Consider the following 25976-nt stretch of genomic DNA (forward strand, 5'->3'; position numbering starts at 1 on the left):
CATGACCGGACAACGATTGAAGAGCGTTGCGATCGCAGTGGTCGCAGCAGTCGGCATCGTCGGCTCGGGTGTACTCGTCGCCCAGTCCGGGGACACCGTGAAGCTCGCCGCGGACCGTGGGGACGGGCGAGAGGGCTACTGCGCGGACCTGCCCGACGTCATCGGCTTGTACGTGGGCAACCCGATCACCCAGATGGGTCACCAGATCGGCGAGGTGACGTCGGTCAGGGGCAACGGCGCGACGGTCCGGGTGATGTTCGACCTCGACGGCGGGCGAGCATATCCGGCAGACGTGAAAGCGGTCACCCGATCGAAATCACTGCTGGCAGATCGCAGTCTGGAACTGGTCGGCAACTACGTCGGCGGTCCGCAACTGCAGCCGGGTCGGTGCATCACTTCCGACCGGTCGTTCACGCCGAAGAGCATCTCGGAGATCTCCGGCTCGGCGTCGGACTTCATCGAGGCACTGACCGACGCGGGTTCGCCCGACGTGCAGGACGCCGTCACCGGCCTCGACGAGGCGCTCGCCGGCACGTCCCCGGATGCGGCGAACATGTACCGGCATGCCGCGGAGGCCGCCCGCAACCCCGACCAGGTGATCTCCGATATCGGCACCACCATCTCCAACATGGCCCCGCTGACGGATGAGGCACTCGCGCAGTGGAACACGATCGATGCCCTGCTGTCGAAGGCGCCCGTAGCGGCAAGTCAAGGCGCGGAGCTGTTGTCGAAGGAGTGGGTTCCCGACTTCAACGACGGAGTCGGTTGGCTGGTGACCGTGCTGTGGGACATCCACATCAACTACGGCGACACACTCTGGCCGACCTTGAAGGGGCCTGTGCGCGACATCATCGAGACCGCAGCCACCCGGGCGCCCGATCTTCGTCGTCTCTACGAGACGGTCCCGTCCATCGCGGCAGTCCTGAAGCAACAGGCCAGGGCCTCAGGCGGACTCGCCGTCCCGTACCGATCCCCGAAGATCACCGACGGCAGGACCTCTACCGACCTGTTCACCTTCATGCTGTCGACGGCGGGTGCGAAATGAGAACTCGGGCGGGAATCCGTGCGCGGTTGACTGCGGTGGTCGCCGTGGCGACGATGACGGTCGGCGTCGGCGCGTGCTCCCTCACGCCCAACGATCTGCCCTCGGTACGAGCCGGTGTGAGTAGCGACTACTCGATCACCCTGCAGTTCGCGAACATCCTCAACCTTCCGCAGGGAGCGGACGTGATGATGAACGGTCTGAGGGTCGGTACCGTCGAATCCACCTCCCAGACACCGCAGGGTGTCGACGTCGTCGCCGGCTTGGCCGGGGATACCAAGATCCCGGTGGGCTCGACCGCGATCATCCGGCAGAACACGCTGCTGGGCGACACCTACGTCGCGTTGACGCCGGCCCAGGATGACGGAGCGAGCGGCGCGGGATTCCTGGGCGATGGCGGGATCATCGGCCTGGACAAGACCACGTCGCCGCCCCCACTCGAGGACACGATCGCGGTGCTGGCCTACTTCGTGAACGGCGGCACCATCCAGAAGGTGCAGGACACCATGGCGACGTTGAACCAGACCATGCCCCCCTGAGCCGGGTCCGTGACCTGGCGGCCACCGTCTCGATCGACCTGACCGACCTCGCTCGGGAACCACCGAGATCGATCGACTCATCGCCGGCCTCGATGACACATCGAAGGTGTTCGCCGACAAGCGAAAAGAGATCGGTGCGGTGTTCACCGACGACGGTGTCCACTATTTCACCGGTGTGGCGAAGAGCGCAGTGGCCCACATCTCCACTCTGCTCCCGTCCATCGGTTCGGTCTTCATCGGCGGCCTGTGGCTCGTCCCGATGCTGGAATCGGCCGCCACCCTCGTGGAATCGGGACGCGGCGAGTTCGACGCCGCGACCGGCGCCGAAGCGGCGACAACGGTGACGAACTTCCTGCGGAACACCCTGCTGCCCTGGGCATCTCGACCACAGGGCGACATCAGGACGGTGAAGGCCGCCGGCGGGCACGACGAGCTCGTCGACGACGCGACGACGATTCTCCGGATGCTGGGGGCGATTCGATGATCACCAAAACTCGTATCTCGGTGATCGCGATGATCGCGCCGGCCGTGGTGTCGGTCGGCTACATCATGAATGTCGGTCTCCACGTACGCACTCCGAATCTGCGGTCGGCGACCATGGTGGTGCCCGACACGAACGGCATCCTCGTCGGATCGCGAGTGCTGATGCGCGGCATCGAGATCGGGCATGTCACGGGTATCGCACAGGTCGTCGAGGGGGTTGAGGTCGCGTGGGACTACGACGCCGACGTCCAGATCCCCGAGAGCAGCATCTTCCGTCTCGACAATCTGTCGGCGCTCGGCGAGTCCTACGTCGCGGTGATGCCCGACGGCAAGGCCGGTCCGTTCCTGAGTGAGGGGCAGCGCGTCGACCAACGGCGCGTGCTGGTCCCCACCACGTTCAAGGAACTGTCCCAGCGGCTGACGGTCCTGCTGCGGCAAGTGGATCCGACCAAGGTCCGGCGCATCGTAGGGGAGGTGGACGCGGGCCTGCCCGATGGCGCGGAGGTCCTGACCAGCATCAGTCGGGCGGGGTCGTTGTTGGCCGGCGAACTGACCGAGCAATCCGATGCTTTCGTAACCCTCCTGAGTACCTTGCAGCCGCTGATCATGAGCACCGGAAACGTACCGGCCCAACTGGCCGCCACGACGCCGCTGGTTCCGCGCTTCGGACGTGAGTTCAACGTCACTCTCGAAGCCATCGCAGACGTCACCGTCTTCGGTGTGGGCACCGAGAAGGGAATCGGCGAGGGGGCGGGGCCGGTGGTCGACGAACTCCAGGCGTTCCTGGACGCCAACGCGAAGGACCTGAACACCATCGGCGTCAACCTGCTGCCCGCGGCACGTGCCGGTGCCGCATCGCTGAACGGAGTCGACATCAGCCGCGTGCTCGACAGCTTCCTGGCGGCGACCCGGGACAAGGGCGTTCTCACTCTCACCGTGCCCACGGGAGGGCGTTGATGGTTTGAGTTCACGCTCGACCGGCCCGACGGTCGGGACGACCCACATCCGAATCCGTTCCACACGACGAAGAAAGCAGGTCATCGACATGGCATCGTCGACTTCCACCGACAAGCACACCCCCCTCACCGATCAGGCAGTCACCGACGCCGCAGACACCTCCGCCGCAGCTGACAGCGATACCGAAAAGGTTGTCGTCGAGGGACAGTCACGGACTTCGGCATCAGGCAAGCTCTCGGGCCTGCGGCAGAAACCGATCACCGTACAGCAATTGTTGACCGGTGGCGCCCTGGTGATCCTGCTGGTCGTCGTTGCGGTTCTGAGCTGGCGCTTGATGGACAAGTCCGACGACTACTCGGCACTCGAGCAGACCCGGGCGAATGAGGCCCGTGCCGAACAGGTCGCACTGGACTACGCCGTCGGTGCGGCATCGATGAACTTCCAGGATCCGGCCGAGTGGCAGAACCGCCTGACGGCGGGCACCACACCGGAACTCGCCGACCGGCTCCGTAAGGCGTCGACGTCCATGGAACAGCTGATCAAACCGATGCAGTGGACGTCGTCGTCGGAGAAGTTGACGGCGAAGGTGCAGTCGGAGCGTGACGGTGTCTACCAGGTGGCTGCATTCGTCAGTGTGCTCACCAAGAACGTGCAGGCGCCCGCCGGCATCGAGTCGACGGCCACCTACAGGATGACCATCGACTCCAACAATGACTGGGTCATCAGTGAGATCAGCGGCATCCCCACGTCGCTCGGCGGCGGATCAGGTCCGAAATAGTCCGAGGCCAGAATCATTCGCGCGGTCCGCGGGAATGATCCTGCCGGCCCTGCGTCAGTGATTCGCCGGCTGGAACGTGTGCTGGTGCTCGGCCTCCTCGGCGCGGATGACGTGCATGACCGCGTTGATCAGCGCCAGGTGGGTGAACGCCTGCGGGAAGTTCCCGAGCTGCTGACCGGTCTTCGCGTCGATCTCCTCCGCGTACAGCTTGAGCGGACTCGAGTAGGACAGGAGACGTTCGCACAGCGTCTTGGCCCGCTCCAGCTCACCGATCTCGACCAGTGCCGACACCAGCCAGAACGAACAGATCGTGAAGGTGCCCTCCTCGCCGGTGAGGCCGTCGTCGGTCTCCTCGACCTTGTAGCGCAGCACGAGACCGTTGTCGGTGAGTTCGTCGGCGATCGCGAGAACCGTTGCGCGGACGCGGTAGTCGTCGGGCGGCAGGAACCGCAGGAGGGGTACGAGGAGCAGCGAGGCGTCGAGGGCGTCGTCGCCATAGCGCTGGGTGAAGACCCCGCGGTCGTTGACGCCATGGGCCAGGACGTCGGCCTTGATCTCGTCGGCGATCGCCGCCCACTCCCGGGCATGGGTGACCTCGCCGTGCATGGTGGCGAGGCGGGAGCCGCGATCCAGTGCCACCCAGCACATCACCTTCGACGAGGTGAAGTGCTTCGGTTCGCCGCGGACCTCCCAGATGCCGCGATCGGGGTTGCGCCAGTGCTTGATCGCCTCCTCGACCTGCGCCTTGAGGACGGGCCAGAGGGTCTCGGGGACGGACTCGTGGGACTTGATGTTGAGGTACACCGAGTCGAGCATCGTGCCCCAGATGTCGTGCTGCGCTTGGTTGTACGCACCATTGCCGATCCGGACCGGGCGTGCGCCGTCGTAGCCGGAGAGGTGGGTGAGTTCCTCCTCCTCGAGGGTCCGCTCGCCGCCGACCCCGTACATCACCTGCAGCGGATGGCGTTCACCGTTGGTGATGCCCGAGACATCGGCGATGAAGGAGAAGAAGTCGTCGGCCTCACGGTCGAGGCCCAGCGTGTACAGACCCCACAGGGCGAACGTCGAATCACGCACCCACGCATAGCGGTAGTCCCAGTTGCGTTCGCCCTGAGGGGTCTCCGGCAGCGAGGTGGTCGCGGCAGCCAGCAGGGCGCCGGTCGGGGAGTAGGTGAGTCCCTTGAGGGTCAGCGCGGAGCGCTGCAGATGGGAGCGCCACGGATGGTCGGGGAAGGTTCCGATGTTGATCCACTGCCGCCACGATTCGGCCGTGGACCACATCTTCTGGGCCGCCTCGTCCCAGTTCTGCGGTGCCGGGAACCGAGACCAGCTCAACGCGACGAACCGATTGTCGCCCTCGACGAGGCGGGTGCGGGCACGTGCCTCGCGGCCCTCGAGCCCGAGGCGGAGGTCGGTCGTGAGCTTGAGGGTCGGGGTGTCGGCGTCGGTGTCCCGGGCGGTGGCGATGGCCTCGCCGTACGCCGGACCCGAGTACTCCCACTTGGTCGTCCCGCGGTGGTAATCGAACGCCGGCTCACAGCTCATGTGCAGTTCGACAGTGCCGGATACACAGCGCACCGTGCGGAGCAGGATGTGCTCGGCATCCCAGTCGGTGGGCGTGCGGCGATGGGTACGGGAGCGTCGGTCGTTGTCGTGCCACGGGCCCATGACCAGGGCATCGCGCACGATGATCCAGCCGGTGTCGGTCTGCCAGGTCGTCTCGACCATCAGGCTGCCCGGCAGGTACCGGCGATCGACGGGCACGTTGACGCCGTACGGCGCGAGGCGGAAGTGGCCGGCGCTCCGGTCGAGCACCGCCCCGAAGACGCTCGGCGAATCGGGTCGCGGCACGCACATCCACTCGACCGAACCGTTGCGGGCGATCAGGCAGTTCGTCTCGGTGTCGGACAGGAATGCGTAGTCGCCGATGGGTGGGAAGGCGCTCCCGTGCGCCGGGTTGGTCGGGGCCATCGGCGCCGGTCCCGGGACGCTGACTCGTGCGGCGTCGGTGCCGGTGCCCTGTGCGGAGGTCGCCGTCGGCAGGGACGTTACGGTGGAGTCATCTGCAACAGACATGGGATCTATCATTGCGACGGGCGCTGTCCGACGCCAGTCGGTCTCGACGGGGCCGGGCAGAAGGATGATCCGAATCGGACGGACGAGGTGATGAGGTGACGGCGTTCTTCGCCTGGTGGGACGGTGTGGAGGAGTGGCTGACCGGCCTTTCCTTCGTTCCGCAGCTCTTGGTCACCGTCGCCGTGGTGATTCCGGTCGCGATCCTGATCGCCTATGTTCTCAGTCTCATGGTCGATCTGGCGGCGACGCTGTTCGACCGCAGACGCTTCGCCGACGACGATGGGACCGGACTGTGAAACTACTGCGCTCGCCGGTCACCCTGGCGCTGCTGGCGCTGCTGGTCCTCGTCGTGATCGCCTGGCTCGTCACGATCTAGGAGTCGTCACCGTGACGCGGTGACGGCCCGATCCCGTGCGGCCGCGCGATAGAGGCTGCAGATGCCCCCGATGACATCGGGGTGCGCGCCGAGCGGGCCGGCCACGAGCATCTCCTCGACCAGCGCGTCGAGAGCGGTCTCGACCCGCTCGATCAGCAGACCCGCCGAGAGGAAGTACGGACTGAGGGCGACGTGCTCGGCACCGGCGGCACGGAGCCGGCGGACAGCCGAGGCGACCGCGCGGTCACCTGAACCGAGTTTGGTCGCGAAGACCACCTCGACCGGTCGATGCAGGTGGGTCGAGAGCTCGAGGGCCCTCCGCCGGACGTGACGGTCGGCGGACTCGTCGGAGGAACCCACCGCCGACAGGATCACGCCGTAGCGCTCGTCGAGGCCTGCTTCGAGCAGACGGTCGGCGAGGGCCGCGGTGAACGACCGCGTTCCGATGACATCGGTCTGATACGCGAACGGCCGGTGCTCGGCGATGATCGCCGGCAGGTCGATCTTGTGGTGATAACCCGCGGACAGCAGCAACGGCACCACAATAGGATCGCCGCCCGCCCCATCCCCGCCGGCATCGTTCCCGGTCCGACCGAGGACATCGCCGACGAGCGGCTCGTCGAGGTCGAGGTAGGACAAGACCACCTCGACGCCCGGCAGGGTCGCCGCGACGGCGTCGCGCACACGGCGTGCGGTCGCGCCGAAGCGCGGATCGCGACTGCCGTGTGCGACGAGGACGAGAGCCGGATTCACACCAACTCTTTGAGGTGCAGCGGCGCGAGCGCGTCGCCGACCAGGCCGGCTGCGAGGGTGTTGCCACCCTGCGGGTCGATCAGCAGGAAGCTGCCCGACTCGCGGTTCACCTGATAGTCGTCGGCCGGGATCGGCTCGGCGGTCTGCACCGAGATCCGCACGATCTGGTTGAGTTCCACCGATTCCGGAGCCTGCTCCAGCGCGAGGTTCTGTTCGTCGAAGAGCGCGTCGAGCCCGCCGACGATGGCCTGCGTGGTCTTGGTGCCGTGCTTGAGGAGCAGGCGGACACCGGGGCGCAACGGTTTCTCGGCGAGCCAGCACACGGTGGCGGTGAATTGCTGAACCGGCTCCGGAGCGTCCGCCGCAGCCGCGATCAGGTCGCCGCGCGAGATGTCGACGTCGTCGGCGAGCAGGATCGTGACGCTGCGTCCGGTGTGCGCGGTCTCCAACGGTCCGTCGGCGGTGTCGATCTGGCTGACGGTGGTCCGCTGACCCGACGGCAGGACGACGACCTCGTCGCCGACCGACACCCGGCCGGCCGCGATCTGACCCGCGTAACCGCGGTAGTCGGGGTACTCGGAGGTGCGGGGACGGATCACGTACTGCACCGGGAAACGCAGTCCCACCGGGGCACGCTCGGTGAGGTTCGGCACCGTCTCGAGGTGCTCGATGAGGGTGGGGCCATCGTAGAACGGGGTGTTCTCCGAACGGTTCGCGATGTTGTCGCCGTGCAGCGCCGAGACGGGGATCGAGGTGACCTGCTCGTCCGACCAGCCCAGCGAGCGCGTCAGCTCGGCGAACTCGGCGGAGATCTCGGCGAACACCGACGCCTGATCGGAGACGAGGTCGATCTTGTTGACCGCCAGCACGAGCTGCGGAACACCGAGCAGGGCCATCACCGCGGCGTGGCGACGGGTCTGCGAGACGACGCCGTTGCGGGCGTCGACGAGCAGGATCACCAGCTGCGCGGTGGAGGCGCCGGACACCGTGTTACGCGTGTACTGCACGTGTCCGGGGGTGTCGGCGAGCACGAAAGAGCGTGCGGGCGTTGCGAAGTAGCGGTACGCCACGTCGATGGTGATGCCCTGTTCGCGCTCGGCCCGCAGGCCGTCGACGAGCAGCGACAGGTCGGGCCCCTCGAGTCCGCGGTCGACCGACGCCTTGGTCACTGCGTCGATCTGATCGGCCAGAACGGACTTCGTGTCGTACAGCAGGCGGCCGACGAGCGTCGACTTGCCGTCGTCCACACTGCCCGCGGTGGCGATGCGGAGAAGGTCGGGTGCATGCCTCATGTCAGAAATATCCTTCGCGCTTGCGGTCTTCCATGGCGGCCTCGGAGACCCGGTCGTCGCCACGGGTGGCGCCGCGCTCGGTCAGCCGCGACGCGGCCACCTCGTCGAGCACGGCCTCGTTGTCGGCGGCGTCGGAGAGCACCGCGCCGGTCGACGAGCCGTCGCCGACGGTGCGGTAGCGCACCGAGAGACGTTGCAGCTCTTCGCCTTCACGGGGCCCACCCCAGACGCCGGGGGTCATCCACATGCCGTCCCGCAGGAAGACGTCACGTTCATGGGCGTAGTAGATCGAGGGGAGCAGAACCTGCTCGCGCGCGATGTAGCGCCAGATGTCGAGCTCGGTCCAGTTCGACAGCGGGAACACGCGCACGTGCTCGCCCGGTGCGTGCCGGCCGTTGTAGAGATTCCACAGCTCGGGACGCTGACGCTTCGGATCCCACTGGCCGAAGGCGTTGCGCAGCGAGAAGATCCGCTCCTTGGCGCGCGACCGCTCCTCATCGCGGCGGCCACCGCCGAAGACCGCGTCGAAGCGGTTCTCGGTGATCGCGTCGAGCAGCGGGATGGTCTGCAGCGGGTTGCGGACGCCGTCGGGGCGCTCGGTCAGCCGGCCGTCGGCGAGGTAGTCCTCGACCTTGGCGACGTGGAGCCGCAGGTTGTGACGCTCGACGACGTTGTCGCGGAACTCGAGGACCTCGGGCAGATTGTGGCCGGTGTCGACGTGCAGCAGCGAGAACGGCAGCGGCGCAGGCCAGAACGCCTTGAGTGCGACGTGGAGCAGGACGGTGGAGTCCTTGCCGCCGGAGAAGAGGATCACCGGGCGCTCGAATTCGCCTGCCACCTCACGGAAGACGTGAATGGCCTCGGATTCGAGGGCGTCGAGCGTGGTGAAGTCGTCGGCCTCGGCGGAGACGGTTGCGTCGTGGACGGGTTCGGTGACGGTCATGCGTGGAGCCCACATTCTGTCTTGGCGCGGCCGGCCCAGCGGCCACTGCGCGGATCGGATCCGGGTTCGGGTTTGGCGGTGCACGGTGCACAACCGATCGAGGGGTAGCCCTCGTCGACCAACGGGTTGACCAGCACTCCGTTGGAGTCGATGTAGTCCTGCATCGTCTCGTCGGACCACGGTGCGATCGGGTTGATCTTGACGAGCCCGAAGCCCTCGTCGAACGAGATGAGCGGCGCATTGGCCCGGGTCGGCGCCTCGACGCGGCGGATGCCGGTGATCCAGGCGTCGTAACCCGCCAGACCCGCCTTGAGCGGGACGACCTTGCGCAACCGGCAGCACTCACCGGGGTCGCGTGCGAAGAGGTTGCGGCCCAACAGTTCGTCCTGTTCGGCGACGGTGTGCTCGGGGGTCAGGTTGACCATGTCCACGCCGTACACCTGCTCGACGGCGTCACGGGTGCCGATGGTCTCGGCGAAGTGGTAGCCGGTGTCGAGGAACAGGACCTTGACCGGGTCGCCGCCGAGGAGTTCGCGGTCGACGTTCTTGACCGCGAGATCGACGAGGGCGGCGTCCTGCATGTTCGACGCGACGACGAAGTTCGTGCCGAAGGTCTCCGCGGTCCAGCGGATCAGTTCCTCCGGGGTGGCCTCGGGACCGAGGTCGGCCGCGCCCTTCGCCGCGATCGCGCGGAGTTCGTCCTCGCTGTGGCGGCGGCCGGTGGCCGGCGCCGTGGTGCTGATGGTCATCGGAGTGCCTCCTCGTCGGCGCGAACGGCCCACTGCGCGAACCGTTCACCCTCTTCGCGCTGATCCACGAAGTTGCGGACCACGCGTTCGATGTAGTCGCCGAGCTCGGTGCCGAGCACCTTGTGCTGGCGCAGCTTGCGACCGAAACCGGAGTCCAGGCCGAGGCTGCCGCCCAGGTGGACCTGGAAGCCGTCGGTCTGGTTGCCGTCGGCGTCCTCGACGAGCTGTCCCTTGAAACCGATGTCGGCGATCTGCGACCGTCCGCAGGAGTTGGGGCAGCCGTTGATGTTCACCGTGATCGGCACGTCGAGCTGCGAGTTGATGTCCGCGAGCCGCTCGTCCAGCTCGGGGGCGAGGACCTGCGACCGCTTGCGGGTCTCGGTGAACGAGAGTTTGCAGAATTCGATACCGCTGCACGCCAGGAGATTCCGTCGCCACTGCGTCGGGCGGCCGTGCAGACCGAGCGGCTTGAGCTCGTCGATCAGCCAGTCCACCTTGTCGTCGGGGACGTCGAGCACGATCAGCTTCTGATACGGGGTGAAGCGGACGCGGTCGGAACCGACCGCGGCGACGGCCTCGGCGGTCTTGGTCAGGATGGTGCCCGAGACGCGGCCGGCGATGGGGGAGAAGCCGATCGCGTTCAGTCCGTTGCGCAGCTTCTGCACACCGATGTGGTCGATCGGGCGCTCGGGCTGTTCCGGAGCCGGGCCGTCGATCAGCTTGCGGCCGAGGTATTCGTCCTCGAGCACCTGACGGAACTTCTCGATGCCCCAGTCCTTGATGAGGAACTTCAGACGGGCCTTGGCGCGGAGACGTCGGTATCCGTAGTCGCGGAAGATCGAGACCACGGCCTCCCACACGTCGGGCACCTCGTCGAGCGGGACCCAGGCGCCGACGCGCTGGGCGAGCATCGGGTTGGTGGACAGTCCGCCACCGACCCAGAGGTCGAGACCCGGGCCGTGCTCGGGATGTACGACGCCGACGAAGGCGACGTCGTTGATCTCGTGCACCACGTCCTGCTGGCCCGAGATCGCGGTCTTGAACTTGCGCGGCAGGTTCGAGTACTTCGGGTCGCCGATGTAGCGACGGACGATCTCGTCGATGGCCGGGGTGGGATCGAGGACCTCGTCGAGGGATTCACCGGCGAGCGGCGAGCCCAGCACGACGCGGGGGCAGTCGCCGCAGGCCTCGGTGGTCTTGAGTCCGACACCTTCGAGACGTTCCCAGATCGTCGGGACGTCCTCGATCCGGATCCAGTGGTACTGGACGTTCTGGCGGTCGGAGAGGTCGGCGGTGTCGCGGGCGAACTCGGTGGAGAGCTCGCCGAGCGTGCGCAACTGCTCGACGTTCAGCGCGCCGGCGTCGCAGCGCACGCGCATCATGAAGTGGCTGTCTTCGAGGAGGTCGATGTTCTCGTCGCCGGTCCAGGTGCCGTCGTAGCCCTCGGCGCGCTGGGTGTAGAGGCCCCACCAGCGCATCCGGCCGCGCAGGTCCTGCTTGTCGATGGAGTCGAAACCCTGCTTGGAGTAGATGTTCTCGATGCGGGCGCGCACGTTGAGCGGGTTGTCGTCCTTCTTGACCTGCTCGTTCGGGTTCAGCGGCTCGCGGTAACCGAGCTTCCACTGGCCTTCGGCGCGGCGCTTGACCGGGCGCGCCTTGCGGGCGGGACGAGTTCGCTTCTCGGCGGCCGGAGCGGGAACGGCATCGGGCACAGCTGGGGCATCAGTTGTGGACGTCATGAAATCTCCTGTGCCGGCGCACAGGGGCCGGCTTCAATCGCACGAAAAGGTGGGCTGAAACGTGCCGGCATCCCTGGATTCAGGGATCAATCGGGGCCGAGACGTCGCTAGACGCGACAGAAAGCGCTGTTGACGCGCTTGAGATCAATGTGGCGACGCGCTGCGAGCCACACCCCGGGGAAAATCACGGGGTCCATAGTGCCACGACCATCATCGCCTCGTCTACTTGGGGTTATTTTCCATCATGATGATGGAAACGCGCCGGTGCCGGCGGGGCCGGAGGTCCTACCTGAGCCGGTCAAGCAGCCCGGCCGCCTGGTTGTTCCCCGGCCCCACCGACGAGGGGGACAGAACGCGACGATTTCGGTGCAGACGCCGAGGTCGGCATGATGGAACGGTGAACGTCGACATCGAAGCGCCCGCCCGAGAGCTCACCACCGAGCTCGTCGCCGGGGCCTGCCGCGACGTCGACCCCGAGGTGCCGTTCGGTCTCTACCTGCACGTCCCGTTCTGTGCCACCCGCTGCGGCTACTGCGATTTCAACACCTACACCGCGGGGGAGCTGGGTTCGACGTCGTCGCCGGAGTCGTGGCAGCAGGCCGTGGCCGCGGAACTGGAGTCGGCCGCGCGGCTGTTGCAGCCGGCGAGGAAGGTGTCGACGATCTTCGTCGGCGGCGGCACGCCGTCGCTGCTCGGTGCCGACGGTCTCACGCGATTGCTCGACGCGGTGCGCGCCCACTTCGACCTCGCTCCCGACGCGGAGGTCACCACCGAGTCGAACCCGGAGTCGACGTCGCCGGAGTTCTTCGAGCAGCTGCGCGCCGCCGGGTTCACCCGGATCTCGCTCGGCATGCAGTCCGCGGCCCAGCATGTCCTCAAGGTCCTCGACCGGGTCCACACGCCGGGACGGGCGGTCGCCGCGGCGCGCGAGGCCCGGGCGGCCGGCTTCGAACACGTCAACCTCGACCTGATCTACGGCACGCCCGGCGAGACCGACGCCGACCTGCACGCCACCCTCGACGCCGTGCTGTCCGCGGGTGTCGACCATGTGTCGGCCTACGCGCTCATCGTCGAGGACGGCACGGCCCTGGCGCGCCGAATCCGGCGCGGCGAGATGCCCGCACCGGACGACGACGTCCTCGCCGACCGCTACAAGATCCTCGACGACCGGTTGAGCGCCAACGGTTTCGGCTGGTACGAGGTGTCGAACTGGGCACTCGACGACGCCGGTGCGTGCCGGCACAACATCGCCTACTGGAACAGTCACGACTGGTGGGGGATCGGTCCCGGCGCGCACTCGCATGTCAACGGGGTGCGCTGGTGGAACGTGAAGCATCCGGCGCGCTATGCGCAGACGCTCGGTGAGGGTGTGTTGCCCGCCGCGTCGTCGGAGGAACTCACCGCCGAGGACCGCCACATGGAGGCGGTCATGCTCACCACACGGTGCCGTACCGGACTGCCGGGCGGGCTGCTCGACGACACCGAACGCGCGAACGCCGACGCACTCTGCGCCGACGGCCTGCTCACCTCGACCGGGGACGCCTACGTCCTCACCGACGCCGGCCGGCTCCTCGCCGACGGTGTGATCCGCTGCGTCCTCTGGGGCTGACCCGCTCCGCAAACCCTCCACTTTTCGGCAGATCCACCGCCGCGTCGCGGGGTGGGTTCGGCGAAAAGTGGTGGATCTCGCCGGCTACCAGGGGCGAGTCGGCCTCGTCCAGCCCGTGGACTGGGGGCCTCGACGATGGGCGCCGCCGCCGCTGTGCGGATCGTCGGCGCCACGGTTCGGCCGGACCGGTTCGGACGGGACGTCGACGACGCGGGGACGCGCCGGGATCTCGGCGGTGTCATCGAGCTGCTCCTCCAGAGGGCGGGCGCCCTCGGAGAGATCGAGGGCGTCGAGGTCGAGGGTGCGCGCGTGGATGATGTTGCGGTTCCGCAGCGCCGAGCGCACGGCGCGATGCAGTCCGTCCTCGAGGTAGAGCTCGCCCTCCCAGCGCACGACATGCGCGAACAGGTCGCCGTAGAACGTCGAGTCCTCGCTCAGCAGCTTGTCCAGGGCCAAGACCTTGGTCAGCGTGATCAGCTGGTCGAGCCGCAGCTGACGCGGCGGGATCTTCGCCCAGCCCCGCGTCGACAGCTTGTGGTCGGGATAGGGCTTACCCTCCCGTACCCCCTTGAAGATCATGTGACTCCGCGCCGGTTTCGTAGTATGGAACCTACCCAGTATGGGACGTACCCGACTCTATGGCCCAACTCCATGGACCGGGACTCGGATCAGGAGGTGTACCGCGTGTCCACTACGGACGACCGTAGGTTCGAGATCCTCCGCGCGATCGTGACCGACTACGTCGAATCGCAGGAGCCCATCGGATCGAAGGCACTCGTCGAACGACATCAGCTAGGGGTGTCGAGCGCCACCGTTCGCAACGACATGGCGGTGCTCGAGGCCGAGGGGTACATCACCCAGCCGCACACCAGCTCCGGCCGTGTCCCCACGGACAAGGGCTACCGGATGTTCGTGGACCGCATCAGCGAGATCAAACCGCTCTCCTCCGCCGAACGACGGGCCATCCTGTCGGTGCTCGACTCCGGAGTCGACCTCGACGACGTGCTGCGGCGCTCGGTGAAGCTGCTGGCCCAGCTGACCCGTCAGGTGGCGGTCATCCAGTACCCGGTCCTGTCGGTTTCGCGCGTTCGGCATCTCGAGGTCGTGTCCCTCTCGCCGTCGCGACTGCTGCTCGTGGTGATCGTCGACAACGGCCGGGTCGAACAGCGCATGGTCGCGCTGAACGAGGATCACGACGAGGGGGACATCGCGCGCCTGCGCGACATGTTCTCCGCGGCACTCCACGGCAAACGACTGGAAGAAGCGTCGGCGGCGGTCGCGGAACTCGCCAACTCCGCACCCGACGACATCCGCGGCGCGGTCCTCAACATCGTGATGGTTCTCGTCGAGACCCTCGTCGAACGCGGCGACGACCGTCTCGTGTTGGGCGGCACCTCGAACCTCGCGCGGTCGGCGGCCGACTTCACGCCCGTCGTCGGCGGCATGGACACCGTCCTCGAAGCACTCGAGGAGCAGGTCGTCGTGCTCAAGATCCTCGCCACGACGCAGGACATGGGCCAGGTCACCGTGCAGATCGGAGAAGAGACGCAGACCGAGAACCTGCGTGGAACCTCGGTGGTGTCCACAGGGTACGGTGCATCGGGAACCGTGTTCGGCGGCGTCGGTGTGCTCGGCCCCACACGAATGGACTATCCGGGAACCATCGCCTCGGTCGCAGCCGTTGCCAAATACATCGGTGAGGTGCTCGCCGAACGATGACCGCCGCCCCGGCGACGGACGTCGGGTGAGGGCCTCGACCGGTCGTCGGCAGAATCGAGTGGTTCCACTGCGTACCGCGCGGACGTACGTCCATCCCGATGAGGCACGCACCGCGCGGGCATCACCCGAGACCGCTTGGGTACCAAACTGAACCGAAGGATCACTACAACCGTGGCACGTGACTATTACGCAATCCTGGGTGTGGCGAAGGGTGCCAGTGACCAGGAGCTCAAGCGCGCCTACCGCAAGAAGGCCCGCGAACTGCACCCCGACGTCAACCCGGGCAAGGAAGACGAGTTCAAGGAAGTCAGCACCGCCTACGAGGTGCTGACCGATCCGGAGAAGCGTCGCATCGTCGACGCCGGAGGCGATCCCCTGGCGGGTGCGGGCGCCGGCGGTTTCGGCGGGGGTGGCGGCGGCTTCGGCGACGTCTTCGAGGCGTTCTTCGGCAACGGCGGCGCCTTCGGTGGCGGCGGATTCGGCTCGGGGCGCGGTCCCCGCTCGCGCGTCCAGCCGGGTGAGCCCGCGCTGGTCAACGTCAAACTCGATCTCGCCGAGTGTGCCAAGGGCGTCAACAAGGAGATCACGGTCGACACCGCGATCCTGTGCGACGCGTGCACCGGGTCGGGAACCAACGGCGACAGCAAGCCGGTTGCCTGCGACACCTGCAACGGGGCCGGCGAGATCCAGTCGGTGCAGCGGTCGTTCCTCGGTCAGGTGATGACCGTGCGCGAGTGCCCCACCTGTCACGGCGTCGGCGAGGTCATCCCCGACCCCTGTCACAAGTGCGGCGGCGATGGGCGTGTGCGCTCGCGCCGCACCATGACCGTCCGCATCCCGGCCGGTATCGAGAGTGGCATGCGGGTCCGCCTCAGCGGTCAGGGCGAGGTCGGTCCCGGAGGCGGGCCCGCCGGCGATCTCTACGTCGAGGTCACCGAACGCCCGCACGAGGTCTTCCTGCGTGACAAGGACGACCTGCACTGCACGGTGAAGGTGCCGATGGTCGACGCCGCGCTCGGCGCCGAGTTCGACGTCGAGACCATCCTCGGCGACCCGGTCACCGTCACGATCGCTCCGGGAACGCAGCCCGGTCAGGTCGTCAAGCTGCGCGGCCAGGGCATGCCGCACGTCAGCGCCGGTGTCCGCGGCAACCTGCACGTCCACCTCGACGTGGTCGTCCCGACCAAGCTCGACGGTGCCCAGACCGACGCCCTCAAGAAGTTCAAGACGGTGGCGCAGGACGAGATCGAGGTGGTCAACACCTCGGCCGCGTCCGCCCCGGGCGGCCTCTTCTCACGACTGCGCAACGCGTTCGCGGGCAAGTGAGCCCACCGCTTTTCTGGGCGGACTCCGTCCCCGCCCCGGGAGCCGACCTCGTTCTCAGCGGGCCAGAGGGCCGGCATGCGGTGACGGTCGCACGGCTTGGGGCGGGGGAGCGCATCCTCGTCGGGGACGGCGCCGGTTCGGTCGCCGGGTGCGAGATCCGGGAGATCACCGGGAAGGACACCCTCGTCGCCTCGGTGCGTGAGTTCTCGTTCCAGGCGCGCCCCACCCCGCAGGTGACCGTCGTCCAGGCGTTGCCGAAGTCCGAACGGTCCGAACTCGCCGTCGACCTCGCGACCGAAGCGGGCGTCGACGTCATCGTGCCGTGGCAGGCCATGCGTTGTGTCGCCCGATGGACGGGCAAGGCGGACAAGGGTGTTGCCAAGTGGAGGGCCGCCGCGTCGGCCGCCGCGAAGCAGAGTCGACGGCCGTGGATCCCCGAGGTCGCCGAGCTCGCCTCGACCATCGACGTCCGCGCGCGGTGTGCCGACGCGGTCGCCGGCGGTGGAGTCGTCGCCGTGCTGCATGAGGAGGCCGCCCGGCCCCTTGCCGAACTGCCGCTCGCCGATGCGAGCGAGATCGTGCTCGTCGTGGGTCCCGAAGGCGGACTCGACGACACCGAGGTCGCCGACCTCACAGCTCTCGGCGCGCATTCGGTGGTGCTCGGCCCGGAGGTCCTGCGGACCTCCACGGCGGCAGCCGTCGCGCTGGGTGCGATCGGCGTGCTGACCCGACGGTGGTCGCGGTGAGTGCCGTCCGACGCTGCGCCGTGCGCCGCACCAAGATCGAATACGGCACCGAGCTTTCACAATTCGGCCACCTCTACGTGCCGCGTGACGTTCTCGACCCCGCCACCCCGGCCCGTGTGGTCGTGCTCGTCCACGGCGGTTCGTGGTCGGTGGAGTACGGCTCCACGATCCAGACCGCGGTCGCCCGCACGATGGCCGAGCGCGGCGCGGTCGTGTGGAACATCGAGTATCGCCGCGTCGGGGAGCCCGGCGGCGGCTGGCCGAACACCGGCCGCGATGTGGTCGGCGCGATCCGTGCCCTCGACGGCCCGGTGCGCGAGGCGCTGCAGGAGCAGGAGGTCGATCTCGCCGCGGTCGACTTCTCCACAGTCGGCGTGGTCGGGCATTCGGCCGGCGGCCAGCTCGCGGTGTGGGCCGTCGGCAAGCTGGGGGCGCGGACCGCCTCGACCACCATCACCACCGTCGTCGCCCAGGCGGCGGTCCTCGACACGGTCTCCGCGGCGGACAAACAATCCCTGCGGGCCCTCATGGGGCGGCCGTACAGTGAGTCGCCGCGCCGCTACGAGGAGGCCTCGCCTCTGCTCGCGCCGGTCTTCGACGCGCACGTGGTCGCGATCACCGGCGACGAGGACGACCTGGTACCCGACGTGGTGAGCCGCCGCTACGTCGACGACGCGATCTCCCGCGGACAGTCGGCCGAACTGATCGTCGTACCGGGCGAAGGTCACGAGGCCTTCGTCGACCCGGGCACCGGGTGCGCCCGGCAGACGATCCGGGTCCTGGGGATCTGAAGCACGCGGTCCGGCGGTGACGTGGCCGTGCTGAGAAATATTGCCTGCTGACCGGCCGTTGCATAGCGATACACTGTTCACACAGCTGTGTGTTTCCTTCAGTGAATTCTCACTGTGAGGTGACGGACGCGCAGCCCACAACCGCAGACCACCAGGAGTGATTTCATACGTGAGTGACGACAACCCCGACCCGAGCGCGCAATCCAGCCGTACGCAGCCGCGCCGGTCTGGGGTCACATCCACCGTCGAAGTCTCTCCCGGAGTGGTGTTCGGGCTGCTCGGCGCCAGTGACGTCAACCTTCGGACGCTCGAGCAGCTGCTGCCCGCCGACATCCACGTGCGTGGCAACCAGGTGACGCTGACCGGCGAGCCCGCCGATGTCGCCGCCTCCGAACGTGTCATCGCCGAACTCACCGACCTCGTCGGACGTGGCACCCCGCTGACCCCGGACCTCGTCCGGCACAGCGTGTCGATGCTCTCCGACGGCAGCCAGGAGTCGCCCGCCGAGGTGCTGTCGCTGGACATCCTGTCGCGCCGCGGCAAGACGATCCGACCCAAGACGCTGAACCAGAAGCACTACGTCGACGCGATCGACAACCACACCATCGTCTTCGGTCTGGGGCCGGCCGGTACCGGCAAGACCTACCTCGCGATGGCCAAGGCCGTGCAGGCGCTGCAGTCGAAGTCGGTCAACCGCATCATCCTCACTCGTCCCGCCGTCGAGGCCGGCGAACGTCTCGGCTTCCTGCCGGGCACGTTGAGCGAGAAGATCGACCCGTACCTGCGCCCGCTCTACGACGCGCTGCACGACATGATGGACCCCGAGGCGATCCCGAAGCTGATGGCCGCCGGGGTCATCGAGGTTGCGCCGCTGGCCTACATGCGCGGGCGGACCCTCAACGACGCTTTCATCATCCTCGACGAGGCGCAGAACACGACGAGCGAACAGATGAAGATGTTCCTGACGCGCCTGGGCTTCGGCTCCAAGGTCGTCGTCACGGGCGATGTCACCCAGGTGGACCTGCCGGGCGGCGCGAAGAGCGGCCTGATGGCGGCGACCGCGATCCTCGAGGGCATCGACGACATCCACTTCTCCCGTCTCACCAGCCAGGACGTCGTCCGGCATCGTCTGGTCGCCGACATCGTCGACGCCTACGGGCGCGCGGAGGAATCCCAGCGAGCCGGTGCACGCATCGATACCGCGATCGGCGGCAACCGCGCGGCGCGTCGTGCGGCTTCCCACGGACGTCGCTCATGAGCATCGAACTGGCCAACGAGTCCGGGGTCGAGGTCCCGGCCGAGCTGATCATCGACGCCGCACGTTTCGCCGTGAACGCGATGGACGTCAACCCCGGCGCGCTCCTGTCGGTCCTCTGCGTCGACGAGGACACCATGGCCGACATGCACGTGCAGTGGATGGACCTGCCCGGACCCACCGACGTGATGAGCTTCCCGATGGACGAGCTCGTCCCGGGCGGCCGACCCGACGCCACCGATCTGGGACCGGCCATCCTCGGCGACATCGTCCTGTGCCCCGAGTTCGCACGGAAGCAGGCCCGCGAGGCGCGCAGGTCCTTCGAACACGAGCTCGCGATGCTCACCATCCACGGTGTGCTCCATCTCCTCGGCTACGACCACGCCGAACCCGAGGAAGAGCGCGAGATGTTCGGGCTGCAGAACGAGATCCTCGACGCGTTCTATGCCGAGCGGAACCGACGCGCGCAGGAACAGCGGCAGACCGATCGTGATTCGCGGTTGCTGTCCAACATCGGATTCACCGGGACCGAACAGGGAACCGGGGACGCGGGGGCGACCGGACGGTCCGAGGAGGACTGAGCGTGTCCTCCGACTATTGGTTCATCGTGGCCGCAGTCGTTCTGATCGGGCTCGGCGGACTGTTCGCCGCCGTCGACACCGCCGTGTCCACCGTCTCGAACGCCCGCGTCGACGACATGGTCCGGGAGGGCCGCGGCGGTGCACGACGCCTCGCGATCATCCTCGACGCCCGCGCCACCTACGTGGGACTCGTGGTCCTGCTGCGCGTGGTCTGCGAGACCGCGGCCGCCGCACTCATCGCCCTGTCCGCGGCCGAATGGCTCGGCGTCGGTTGGGGACTCGTCGTCGCCATCACCGCGATGACGGTCATCTCCTATGTCGCCATGGGCGTCGGGCCGCGCACCCTGGGCCGGCAGCACGCGTACACCATCGCACTGTCGATGTCGTATCTGTTGTTCGCGCTGGGCATCCTGCTCAAGCCCGTGACGCGGCTGCTCATCCTCATCGGTAACGCGCTGACCCCGGGTCGCGGCTACCGGAACGGCCCGTTCGCCACCGAGATCGAGCTGCGTGAGGTCGTCGACCTCGCCGAGGCCCGCGGAGTGGTGGCGGCCGGCGAGCGCCGGATGATCCACTCGGTGTTCGACCTCGGCGACACCAGCGCGCGCGAGGTCATGGTGCCACGTCCGGAGATGGTCTGGATCGAGGCCGACAAGAACGTCCTGCAGGCCACCAACCTCGCGACCCGGTCGGGACATTCGCGTATCCCGGTCATCGGCGAGAACACCGACGACGTGCTCGGGATCGTGTACCTCAAGGACATGGTCGAACGGACGGTCGCCAAACGCACCGACCCCACCACGCTGCGCGTCTCCGAGATCATGCGCGACGCCGAGTTCATCCCGGACTCCAAACCGCTCGACAAGGTCCTCGCCGACATGCAGCTCACGCGCAACCACATGGCGATCCTCGTCGACGAATACGGTGGCATCGCCGGCCTGGTGACGATCGAGGACGTGCTCGAGGAGATCGTCGGTGAGATCACCGACGAGTACGACACCGACGAACTCGCACCGGTCGAGGACCTCGGCGACGGGTCGTACCGGGTGTCGGCGCGTCTTCCGGTCGAGGATCTCGGTGAGCTGTTCGACGTCGAGATCGAGGAGGAAGAGGTCGAGACGGTGGGTGGACTCGTCGCACTCGAACTCGGCCGCGTCCCGCTCCCCGGCGCCCGGGTCAAGTCCCACGGCCTGCAGCTCGTCGCGGAGGGCGGTCCCAATCGCAAGGGGCGCCAACGCATCATCACCGTCCTCGTCACCCGGGTACCCGGGGAGGGCGCCGACGGACCGGACCCGCAGCGGCACGAATCCTCGGGCGGTCGTGGGCACTCCGGCCGTTCCGGACGTCATGACCGCACCGCGGCGCGTGAACACGAGGACGAATCCCATCGCAGTACACACGAGCAGACGACAGCAAGGATGAATCAGTGACCGAGACCCTCGCAGACGAGGATCAGAAGCTCGTGGTGCTCGCTCGCGGCGCGCTCGCGCGTGCCGAAGCGCGATCGGGAGCCGCCGTTCGCGACGGCGACGGTCGGACCTACGCGGGTGCCGAGGTCCGCACCAAGACCCTCACACTCAGCGGTCTGCAGGTCGCGGTCGCCTCGGCGATCTCGAGCGGGGCCGGCTCCTTCGAGGCGGCCGTCCTGGTCAACGGCGACGCCGACGATCCCGGTCTCGCGACCCTGCACGAACTGAGTCCGCAGGCCTACGCGTACGTCACCGATGCCGCCGGGCGGCCGCAGCAGCGACTCGGTGGCGCCGATGTCTGAGTCCGGCTCCGCTCCTGAATTCCGCTCCGGTTTCGTCTGTTTCGTCGGGCGCCCCAACACCGGCAAGTCGACGCTCACCAACGCGCTGGTGGGGGAGAAGATCGCGATCACCTCCAACCGGCCGCAGACCACCCGCCACACGATCCGCGGAATCGTCAACCGGCCCGACGCCCAGCTGATCCTCGTCGACACCCCGGGACTGCACCGGCCCCGCACGCTGCTGGGGCAGCGGCTCAACGACCTGGTGCGCGACACGTACTCCGAGGTCGACGTGATCGGTGTGTGCATCCCGGCCGACGAGGCGATCGGCCCGGGTGACCGCTGGATCATCTCCCAGGTCCGCGAGATGGCCCCGCGCACCACACTTCTCGGCGTGGTCACCAAGATCGACCGGGTGGGTCCCGAGCAGGTTGCCAAGCAGCTCGTGGCGCTCTCCGAGATCCTCGGCCCGGACGCCGAGGTGGTCCCCGTGTCGGCGAAGTCCGGCAAGCAGCTCGACGTCCTCAGCGACGTGCTCGTCGGTCTGATGGAGGAAGGTCCGGCGTTCTATCCCGACGGTGAGCTCACCGACGAACCCGAGCAGGTCCTGATGGCGGAATTCATCCGCGAGGCCGCCCTCGAAGGCGTCCACGACGAACTGCCGCATTCGCTCGCCGTGGTCATCGAGGAGGTCATCGATCGCGAGGACCGGCGCCCGGACCAGCCGCCGATGGTCGACGTCCACGCCGTGCTCTTCGTCGAACGGGACAGCCAGAAGGGCATCATCATCGGGCGCAAGGGGGCGCGTCTGAAAGAGGTCGGTACAGTTGCGCGCGCACAGATCGAGCGGCTGCTGGGGACCAAGGTGTACCTGGATCTGCACGTGAAGGTCGCCAAGGACTGGCAGCGCGACCCCAAGCAGCTACGCCGACTGGGCTTCTAGAGGAGAGAATGCCGGCACCGTCCTCGCGACGGTGTTCAGACGGCGGGCACGCGCCTGCGGGGGAGGTACGTCGATGGGAACGCACGAGTCGCACAAGGTCTCGGACTCCGACGCCGACACTGGTCGCGGAGCCCATGAGGCACCCGAGGTCGAACAGCCGACCGGCCGGACGATCGCCGGCGTACTCGGGTCACCCCGGTTCTGGCTCGCCCCACTGGTCCTCGTGGCGGTGCTGTTCTCCCTCATGGCCGCGCTCTACATGTCGGCCGTCGTCGACCCGCAACGCCACCTCCACGACTTCCCGGTCGCCCTCGTCAACGAGGACTCCGGCGGTGAGGTGACCGGCGCGGACGGAAAGGCCACCGAGCAGAACATCGGGAACGAGGTCGCGAACGGGATCATCTCGTCGGCCGCTGACAGCGGCATCGTCGTCCGGCGCACCGACCGCTCGACCGCGATCGGTGAACTGAACAGCGGCAAGGTGTACGGCGTCGTCGTCATCGGCTCGAACTTCACCAATCGCGCAGTCGCGCTGGGACGTTCGACGGTCCTTCCGGCGCAGCCCACGCGTCCGGCGATCGACATCTTCATCAACCGCGGCTCGGGCGCTTTCGCGTCGTCGATCACCTCGACCTTCGCCGAGCAACTGACCGAGCGGGTCAACGCCGAGGTCGGCGCGCAGCTGACCGCACAGGTCCGAGATCAGCTCGACCGCAACGACGTCACGTTCACCGGTGCCGCACAGCTCGCGCTGGCCGATCCGGTCGCGGTCTCGGTGTCGGAGCCCACGCCGCTGCCCCAGGGTGCCGGAAACGGACTGTCGGCGTTCTACCTCACGCTTCTCCTGGTGCTCGCCGGCTTCACCGGCGCGATGATGGTGAGCATCGTCGTCGACGGCATGCTCGGTCAGACGCCCATCGAGTACGGCCCGTTCTACCAACTCCGTGAACGTCTGGCGATCAGCCGCTGGGCGACCCTCGCCGCCAAGTGGACGATCATGTTCCTCGTCGCGGTGGTCCTCTCGACCCTGTTCATCGTGGTGGGCGCCTGGGTGGGCACGTCCCTGCCGAATGCCTTCGTGCTGTGGGTGATTTCGATCCTCGGCATCTTCGCCGTCGGCGTGAGCGCGAGCGCGATGATGGCCGTCTTCGGCAACGCCGGTCTGCTGTTCAACCTCCTGTTCTTCGTGGTCTTCGGCCTGCCGTCGTCGGGCGGGACCCTGCCGCTGGAGGCCAGTCCGCGGATCTTCGAGTGGATCGCCGCGATCGAACCGATGCACGTCATCTACCTCGGGGTGCGGTCGGTCCTGTACTTCGACGCCGACCTGTCGGCGGGGCTCGCGCGGTCGGTCGTCCAGTGCCTGATCGGACTGTGCATCGGTGTCCTGCTGGGTCTGCTCGGCACCAAGTACTACGACCGCAAGGGTTGGCACCGCTACCCGGGGGGCATGACGCTGCCGCCCAAACTCGACAAGATCGTGAACGCTGGATGAGCAGGCCGCTGTCGCCGCGCCCCCCGAGGCGGAAACCTGGCAGGGTGGAGGCATGGGGTTCCCGGTGGAGATGTCGATCGAGGAGATGTCGGACGCTCTGCACGACCTGCGAGACGAGCTCGACCGCGCGGAGAAGCACGCCGGTCCGCTGATCTCCGCGGTCGCCGTACAGCATCGGCAGAGTGCACGCAATCTCGTGCATTACGTCACCGTCCGTCGTCGTGACCTGCGACCGCTGCAGGCGTCGATGGCCGCTCACGGGCTGTCGAGTCTCGGCCGGATGGAGTCGATCGTCTACTCCTGGATCGAGACGGTCATCGAAACCGTTGACGCACTCGCCGAAGGCCGACGGCGACAACCGATCTGGGGCGATCTCTCCGACGGCGTGCGGGTTCTCAGCGCCAACCGGGACCGACTGCTGGGGAGTGTGCACCCCGGCGGGGTCGACGACGTCACCGCCGATCGGTCCGGCGACGAGCACGGTGAGCGGACGAGTCGGGTGATGGTCACGATGCCGACGCAGGCCGCCGACGAGCCGGACCTGGTGCGACGCATGGGCGCGGCCGGCATGGATGTGGCGCGGGTGAACTGCGCCCACGACGGACCCGCGGAATGGGCGCGGATGATCGAGTCGGTGCGTGCACTCCCCGGACGGGTGCGCGTGGCTATGGACCTGGCCGGACCCAAACTCCGGACCGGGCCGCTCGAGCCGGGACCGAAGGTCGTGAAGGTCAAACCCGTTCGCGCCGACGACGGGACCGTCGAACGGCGGTCACGGGTGCGGTTGAGCACAACCCCCCACGATGCCGAGCACGACCTTCCCGACGGTATCGATGCGGTAATCCCGGTGGACGACCTCGGCAGCCTGTCCGACGGTGACCGGCTCGTGTTGCGCGATGCGCGGGGCCGGCGTCGACGCCTCGACGTCGTCGGGGTCTCCGAGGACGGGATCGACGCCGAATGCGACCGCACCGTCTACTACCGGACGGGCGCGTCGATCAGGGTCAAACGGTTCGGCGGCGGAACACTCGTCATCGGTGAACTGCCGGAGAAGCCACAGCATCTGCTGATCCGCACCGGCGATGAGATCCGACTCCGGCGCGACCTGTCGCCCATGCCCGCGACCAGGGTCGGGCCGCATCGGATCGGGTGTGAACTCGGAGACGCCTTCGACGACGTGGAGCCCGGACACCGGGTGCTGTTCGACGACGGGAAGATCGCCGGACGGGTGCGTGAGAGGCTCGACGACGAGATCGTCGTCGACGTCGAACGCGCCGGCCCGAAGGGTTCCAAACTGCGTGCGGAGAAGGGCGTCAACCTCCCGGACACGACCCTCCACATTCCCGCGCTGACACCGGATGACCGCGCGGCTCTCGAGTTCGTGGCGACGCACGCGGACATGGTCAACTACTCGTTCGTCCGGTCGCCGGAGGATGTCGCCGACCTCATCGCCGAACTCGAGCGCCTCGACGCCCGGAACGTCGGGATCGTCCTCAAGATCGAGACCCGCGCCGCGTTCGAATCGCTGCCGCAGATGCTGCTCGAGGCGATGCGGTGGGACGAGGTCGGGGTGATGATCGCGCGCGGAGACCTCGCCGTCGAGGTCGGTTTCGGGCGGCTCGCCGAGGTCCAGGAGGAGATCCTCTGGCTGTGCGAGGCCGCCCACATCCCGGTCGTGTGGGCGACGCAGGTGCTCGACGGTCTGGCGAAGACAGGCGTGCCGACGCGCGCGGAGGTCACCGACGCCGCGATGAGCCGCCGCGCGGAGGGGGTCATGCTCAACAAGGGCCCTTACATCGTCGAGGCCATCGAAGCGCTGACCTCGATCCTCGACCGGATGGGCGGTCACGTCGAGAAGAAGCGGTCGCTGCTGCGACCCCTGACCTCTTTCGACATCGGCTTGGACTGACGTCACTGGTGGTCCCGGGGCGTGTGTGAGGGGCTGGTCTACTGCGGTCTTGGGGCGTGTGAGGGGGCTGGTCTGCTGCGGTCTCGGGGCGTGTGAGGGGGCTGGTCTGCTGCGGTCTTGGGGCGTGT

At 67.7% G+C, this 25976-nt stretch carries 25 protein-coding genes; 18 read left to right on the forward strand and 7 right to left on the reverse strand.

The genetic code is table 11. From position 1 onward, the window contains the following. Position 1: 1 nt before the first annotated feature. From GOAMI_RS02710 to GOAMI_RS02725, 5 genes are all read left to right on the forward strand, one after another. Positions 2–1045, forward strand: coding sequence for an MlaD family protein (locus GOAMI_RS02710; protein ID WP_006434851.1), 1044 nt, complete (start codon positions 2–4; stop codon positions 1043–1045). After that, a complete protein-coding gene (locus tag GOAMI_RS23365) occupies positions 1042–1581 on the forward strand; it encodes an MlaD family protein (RefSeq protein ID WP_255219173.1) in 540 nt (179 codons plus the stop codon). Before GOAMI_RS02710 ends, GOAMI_RS23365 begins: the two co-directional genes overlap by 4 nt. Before the next feature lie 106 nt (positions 1582–1687). Further along, positions 1688–2065, forward strand: a complete 378-nt coding sequence (locus GOAMI_RS23370; protein ID WP_006434853.1) for a hypothetical protein — start codon at positions 1688–1690, stop codon at positions 2063–2065. Then, on the forward strand, positions 2062–3021 hold the full coding sequence (locus tag GOAMI_RS02720) for an MlaD family protein (RefSeq protein ID WP_006434854.1): 960 nt from the start codon (positions 2062–2064) through the stop codon (positions 3019–3021). The genes GOAMI_RS23370 and GOAMI_RS02720 overlap by 4 nt, the downstream gene beginning before the upstream one ends. Positions 3022–3109: 88 nt before the next feature. Beyond that, positions 3110–3799, forward strand: coding sequence for a hypothetical protein (locus GOAMI_RS02725; protein ID WP_006434855.1), 690 nt, complete (start codon positions 3110–3112; stop codon positions 3797–3799). A gap of 54 nt (positions 3800–3853) precedes the next feature. On the opposite strand, the gene GOAMI_RS02730 is transcribed toward GOAMI_RS02725, so the two are convergent. Continuing rightward, the gene (locus GOAMI_RS02730; protein ID WP_040004521.1) at positions 3854–5875 is read right to left on the reverse strand and encodes a glycoside hydrolase family 15 protein; all 2022 of its coding nucleotides are present in this window, start codon (positions 5873–5875) and stop codon (positions 3854–3856) included. Positions 5876–5970: 95 nt separating this feature from the next. Between GOAMI_RS02730 and GOAMI_RS02735 the strand changes: the two genes are divergently transcribed. Further along, the gene (locus GOAMI_RS02735) at positions 5971–6171 is read left to right on the forward strand and encodes a hypothetical protein (RefSeq protein WP_006434857.1); all 201 of its coding nucleotides are present in this window, start codon (positions 5971–5973) and stop codon (positions 6169–6171) included. Positions 6172–6257: 86 nt separating this feature from the next. On the opposite strand, the gene GOAMI_RS02740 is transcribed toward GOAMI_RS02735, so the two are convergent. Genes GOAMI_RS02740 through GOAMI_RS02760 form a run of 5 tightly spaced genes read right to left on the reverse strand, consistent with a single transcriptional unit; the run spans position 6258 to position 11727 of the window. Beyond that, a complete protein-coding gene (locus GOAMI_RS02740; protein ID WP_006434858.1) occupies positions 6258–7004 on the reverse strand; it encodes a sirohydrochlorin chelatase in 747 nt (248 codons plus the stop codon). Continuing rightward, a complete protein-coding gene (locus GOAMI_RS02745) occupies positions 7001–8296 on the reverse strand; it encodes a sulfate adenylyltransferase subunit 1 (RefSeq protein WP_006434859.1) in 1296 nt (431 codons plus the stop codon). Before GOAMI_RS02745 ends, GOAMI_RS02740 begins: the two co-directional genes overlap by 4 nt. A gap of 1 nt (position 8297) precedes the next feature. Continuing rightward, positions 8298–9239, reverse strand: a complete 942-nt coding sequence (gene cysD, locus GOAMI_RS02750; RefSeq protein WP_040004522.1) for a sulfate adenylyltransferase subunit CysD — start codon at positions 9237–9239, stop codon at positions 8298–8300. Beyond that, complete coding sequence (locus GOAMI_RS02755; RefSeq protein WP_006434861.1) at positions 9236–9988, reverse strand: phosphoadenylyl-sulfate reductase; 753 nt, start codon at positions 9986–9988, stop codon at positions 9236–9238. Before GOAMI_RS02755 ends, cysD begins: the two co-directional genes overlap by 4 nt. After that, positions 9985–11727, reverse strand: coding sequence for a nitrite/sulfite reductase (locus GOAMI_RS02760; RefSeq protein ID WP_040004523.1), 1743 nt, complete (start codon positions 11725–11727; stop codon positions 9985–9987). The genes GOAMI_RS02755 and GOAMI_RS02760 overlap by 4 nt, the downstream gene beginning before the upstream one ends. 397 nt (positions 11728–12124) lie before the next feature. Between GOAMI_RS02760 and hemW the strand changes: the two genes are divergently transcribed. Further along, entirely contained in the window at positions 12125–13336 is a 1212-nt protein-coding gene (hemW, locus tag GOAMI_RS02765; protein ID WP_006434863.1) for a radical SAM family heme chaperone HemW, read from the forward strand. 84 nt (positions 13337–13420) lie between these two features. On the opposite strand, the gene GOAMI_RS02770 is transcribed toward hemW, so the two are convergent. Beyond that, positions 13421–13915, reverse strand: a complete 495-nt coding sequence (locus GOAMI_RS02770) for a type II toxin-antitoxin system VapB family antitoxin (protein WP_006434864.1) — start codon at positions 13913–13915, stop codon at positions 13421–13423. A 105-nt stretch (positions 13916–14020) separates the two neighbouring features. On the opposite strand from GOAMI_RS02770, the gene hrcA reads away from it, so the two are divergent. The 11 genes from hrcA (at position 14021) to GOAMI_RS02825 (ending at position 25848) form a co-directional block, all read left to right on the forward strand. Then, on the forward strand, positions 14021–15055 hold the full coding sequence (gene hrcA / locus GOAMI_RS02775; RefSeq protein WP_006434865.1) for a heat-inducible transcriptional repressor HrcA: 1035 nt from the start codon (positions 14021–14023) through the stop codon (positions 15053–15055). Between the two features lie 171 nt (positions 15056–15226). After that, on the forward strand, positions 15227–16381 hold the full coding sequence (gene dnaJ, locus GOAMI_RS02780) for a molecular chaperone DnaJ (protein ID WP_006434866.1): 1155 nt from the start codon (positions 15227–15229) through the stop codon (positions 16379–16381). Then, positions 16378–17127 carry a 16S rRNA (uracil(1498)-N(3))-methyltransferase gene (locus GOAMI_RS02785; protein ID WP_006434867.1) on the forward strand — a complete coding sequence of 250 codons (750 nt, stop codon included), beginning with the start codon at positions 16378–16380 and terminating at the stop codon, positions 17125–17127. Before dnaJ ends, GOAMI_RS02785 begins: the two co-directional genes overlap by 4 nt. Further along, positions 17124–17918, forward strand: coding sequence for an alpha/beta hydrolase family protein (locus tag GOAMI_RS02790; protein ID WP_006434868.1), 795 nt, complete (start codon positions 17124–17126; stop codon positions 17916–17918). The genes GOAMI_RS02785 and GOAMI_RS02790 overlap by 4 nt, the downstream gene beginning before the upstream one ends. A 169-nt stretch (positions 17919–18087) precedes the next feature. Then, a complete protein-coding gene (locus tag GOAMI_RS02795) occupies positions 18088–19176 on the forward strand; it encodes a PhoH family protein (protein ID WP_006434869.1) in 1089 nt (362 codons plus the stop codon). After that, complete coding sequence (gene ybeY / locus GOAMI_RS02800) at positions 19173–19754, forward strand: rRNA maturation RNase YbeY (protein WP_006434870.1); 582 nt, start codon at positions 19173–19175, stop codon at positions 19752–19754. Before GOAMI_RS02795 ends, ybeY begins: the two co-directional genes overlap by 4 nt. Positions 19755–19756: 2 nt before the next feature. Then, the gene (locus GOAMI_RS02805; protein WP_006434871.1) at positions 19757–21184 is read left to right on the forward strand and encodes a hemolysin family protein; all 1428 of its coding nucleotides are present in this window, start codon (positions 19757–19759) and stop codon (positions 21182–21184) included. Then, complete coding sequence (locus GOAMI_RS02810; protein WP_006434872.1) at positions 21181–21525, forward strand: cytidine deaminase-like protein; 345 nt, start codon at positions 21181–21183, stop codon at positions 21523–21525. Before GOAMI_RS02805 ends, GOAMI_RS02810 begins: the two co-directional genes overlap by 4 nt. Then, positions 21518–22447 carry a GTPase Era gene (gene era, locus GOAMI_RS02815; protein WP_006434873.1) on the forward strand — a complete coding sequence of 310 codons (930 nt, stop codon included), beginning with the start codon at positions 21518–21520 and terminating at the stop codon, positions 22445–22447. Before GOAMI_RS02810 ends, era begins: the two co-directional genes overlap by 8 nt. A gap of 73 nt (positions 22448–22520) precedes the next feature. Next, complete coding sequence (locus GOAMI_RS02820) at positions 22521–23939, forward strand: YhgE/Pip domain-containing protein (RefSeq protein WP_006434874.1); 1419 nt, start codon at positions 22521–22523, stop codon at positions 23937–23939. Between the two features lie 52 nt (positions 23940–23991). After that, positions 23992–25848 (forward strand): pyruvate kinase, encoded by a 1857-nt coding sequence (locus GOAMI_RS02825; RefSeq protein WP_006434875.1) that lies wholly within the window; start codon positions 23992–23994, stop codon positions 25846–25848. Positions 25849–25976: the final 128 nt, after the last annotated feature.

The sequence above is a fragment of the Gordonia amicalis NBRC 100051 = JCM 11271 genome (assembly GCF_000332995.1).
Lineage (GTDB): Bacteria > Actinomycetota > Actinomycetes > Mycobacteriales > Mycobacteriaceae > Gordonia > Gordonia amicalis.

Coding starts and splice junctions, on each gene's coding strand:
- GOAMI_RS02710 (WP_006434851.1), top strand. CDS start 2: ATGACCGGACAACGATTGAAGAGCGTTGCGATCGCAGTGGTCGCAGCA.
- GOAMI_RS23365 (WP_255219173.1), top strand. CDS start 1,042: ATGAGAACTCGGGCGGGAATCCGTGCGCGGTTGACTGCGGTGGTCGCC.
- GOAMI_RS02720 (WP_006434854.1), top strand. CDS start 2,062: ATGATCACCAAAACTCGTATCTCGGTGATCGCGATGATCGCGCCGGCC.
- GOAMI_RS02725 (WP_006434855.1), top strand. CDS start 3,110: ATGGCATCGTCGACTTCCACCGACAAGCACACCCCCCTCACCGATCAG.
- GOAMI_RS02730 (WP_040004521.1), bottom strand. CDS start 5,875: ATGTCTGTTGCAGATGACTCCACCGTAACGTCCCTGCCGACGGCGACC.
- GOAMI_RS02745 (WP_006434859.1), bottom strand. CDS start 8,296: ATGAGGCATGCACCCGACCTTCTCCGCATCGCCACCGCGGGCAGTGTG.
- cysD (WP_040004522.1), bottom strand. CDS start 9,239: ATGACCGTCACCGAACCCGTCCACGACGCAACCGTCTCCGCCGAGGCC.
- GOAMI_RS02755 (WP_006434861.1), bottom strand. CDS start 9,988: ATGACCATCAGCACCACGGCGCCGGCCACCGGCCGCCGCCACAGCGAG.
- GOAMI_RS02760 (WP_040004523.1), bottom strand. CDS start 11,727: ATGACGTCCACAACTGATGCCCCAGCTGTGCCCGATGCCGTTCCCGCT.
- GOAMI_RS02770 (WP_006434864.1), bottom strand. CDS start 13,915: ATGATCTTCAAGGGGGTACGGGAGGGTAAGCCCTATCCCGACCACAAG.
- ybeY (WP_006434870.1), top strand. CDS start 19,173: ATGAGCATCGAACTGGCCAACGAGTCCGGGGTCGAGGTCCCGGCCGAG.
- era (WP_006434873.1), top strand. CDS start 21,518: ATGTCTGAGTCCGGCTCCGCTCCTGAATTCCGCTCCGGTTTCGTCTGT.
- GOAMI_RS02820 (WP_006434874.1), top strand. CDS start 22,521: ATGGGAACGCACGAGTCGCACAAGGTCTCGGACTCCGACGCCGACACT.
- GOAMI_RS02825 (WP_006434875.1), top strand. CDS start 23,992: ATGGGGTTCCCGGTGGAGATGTCGATCGAGGAGATGTCGGACGCTCTG.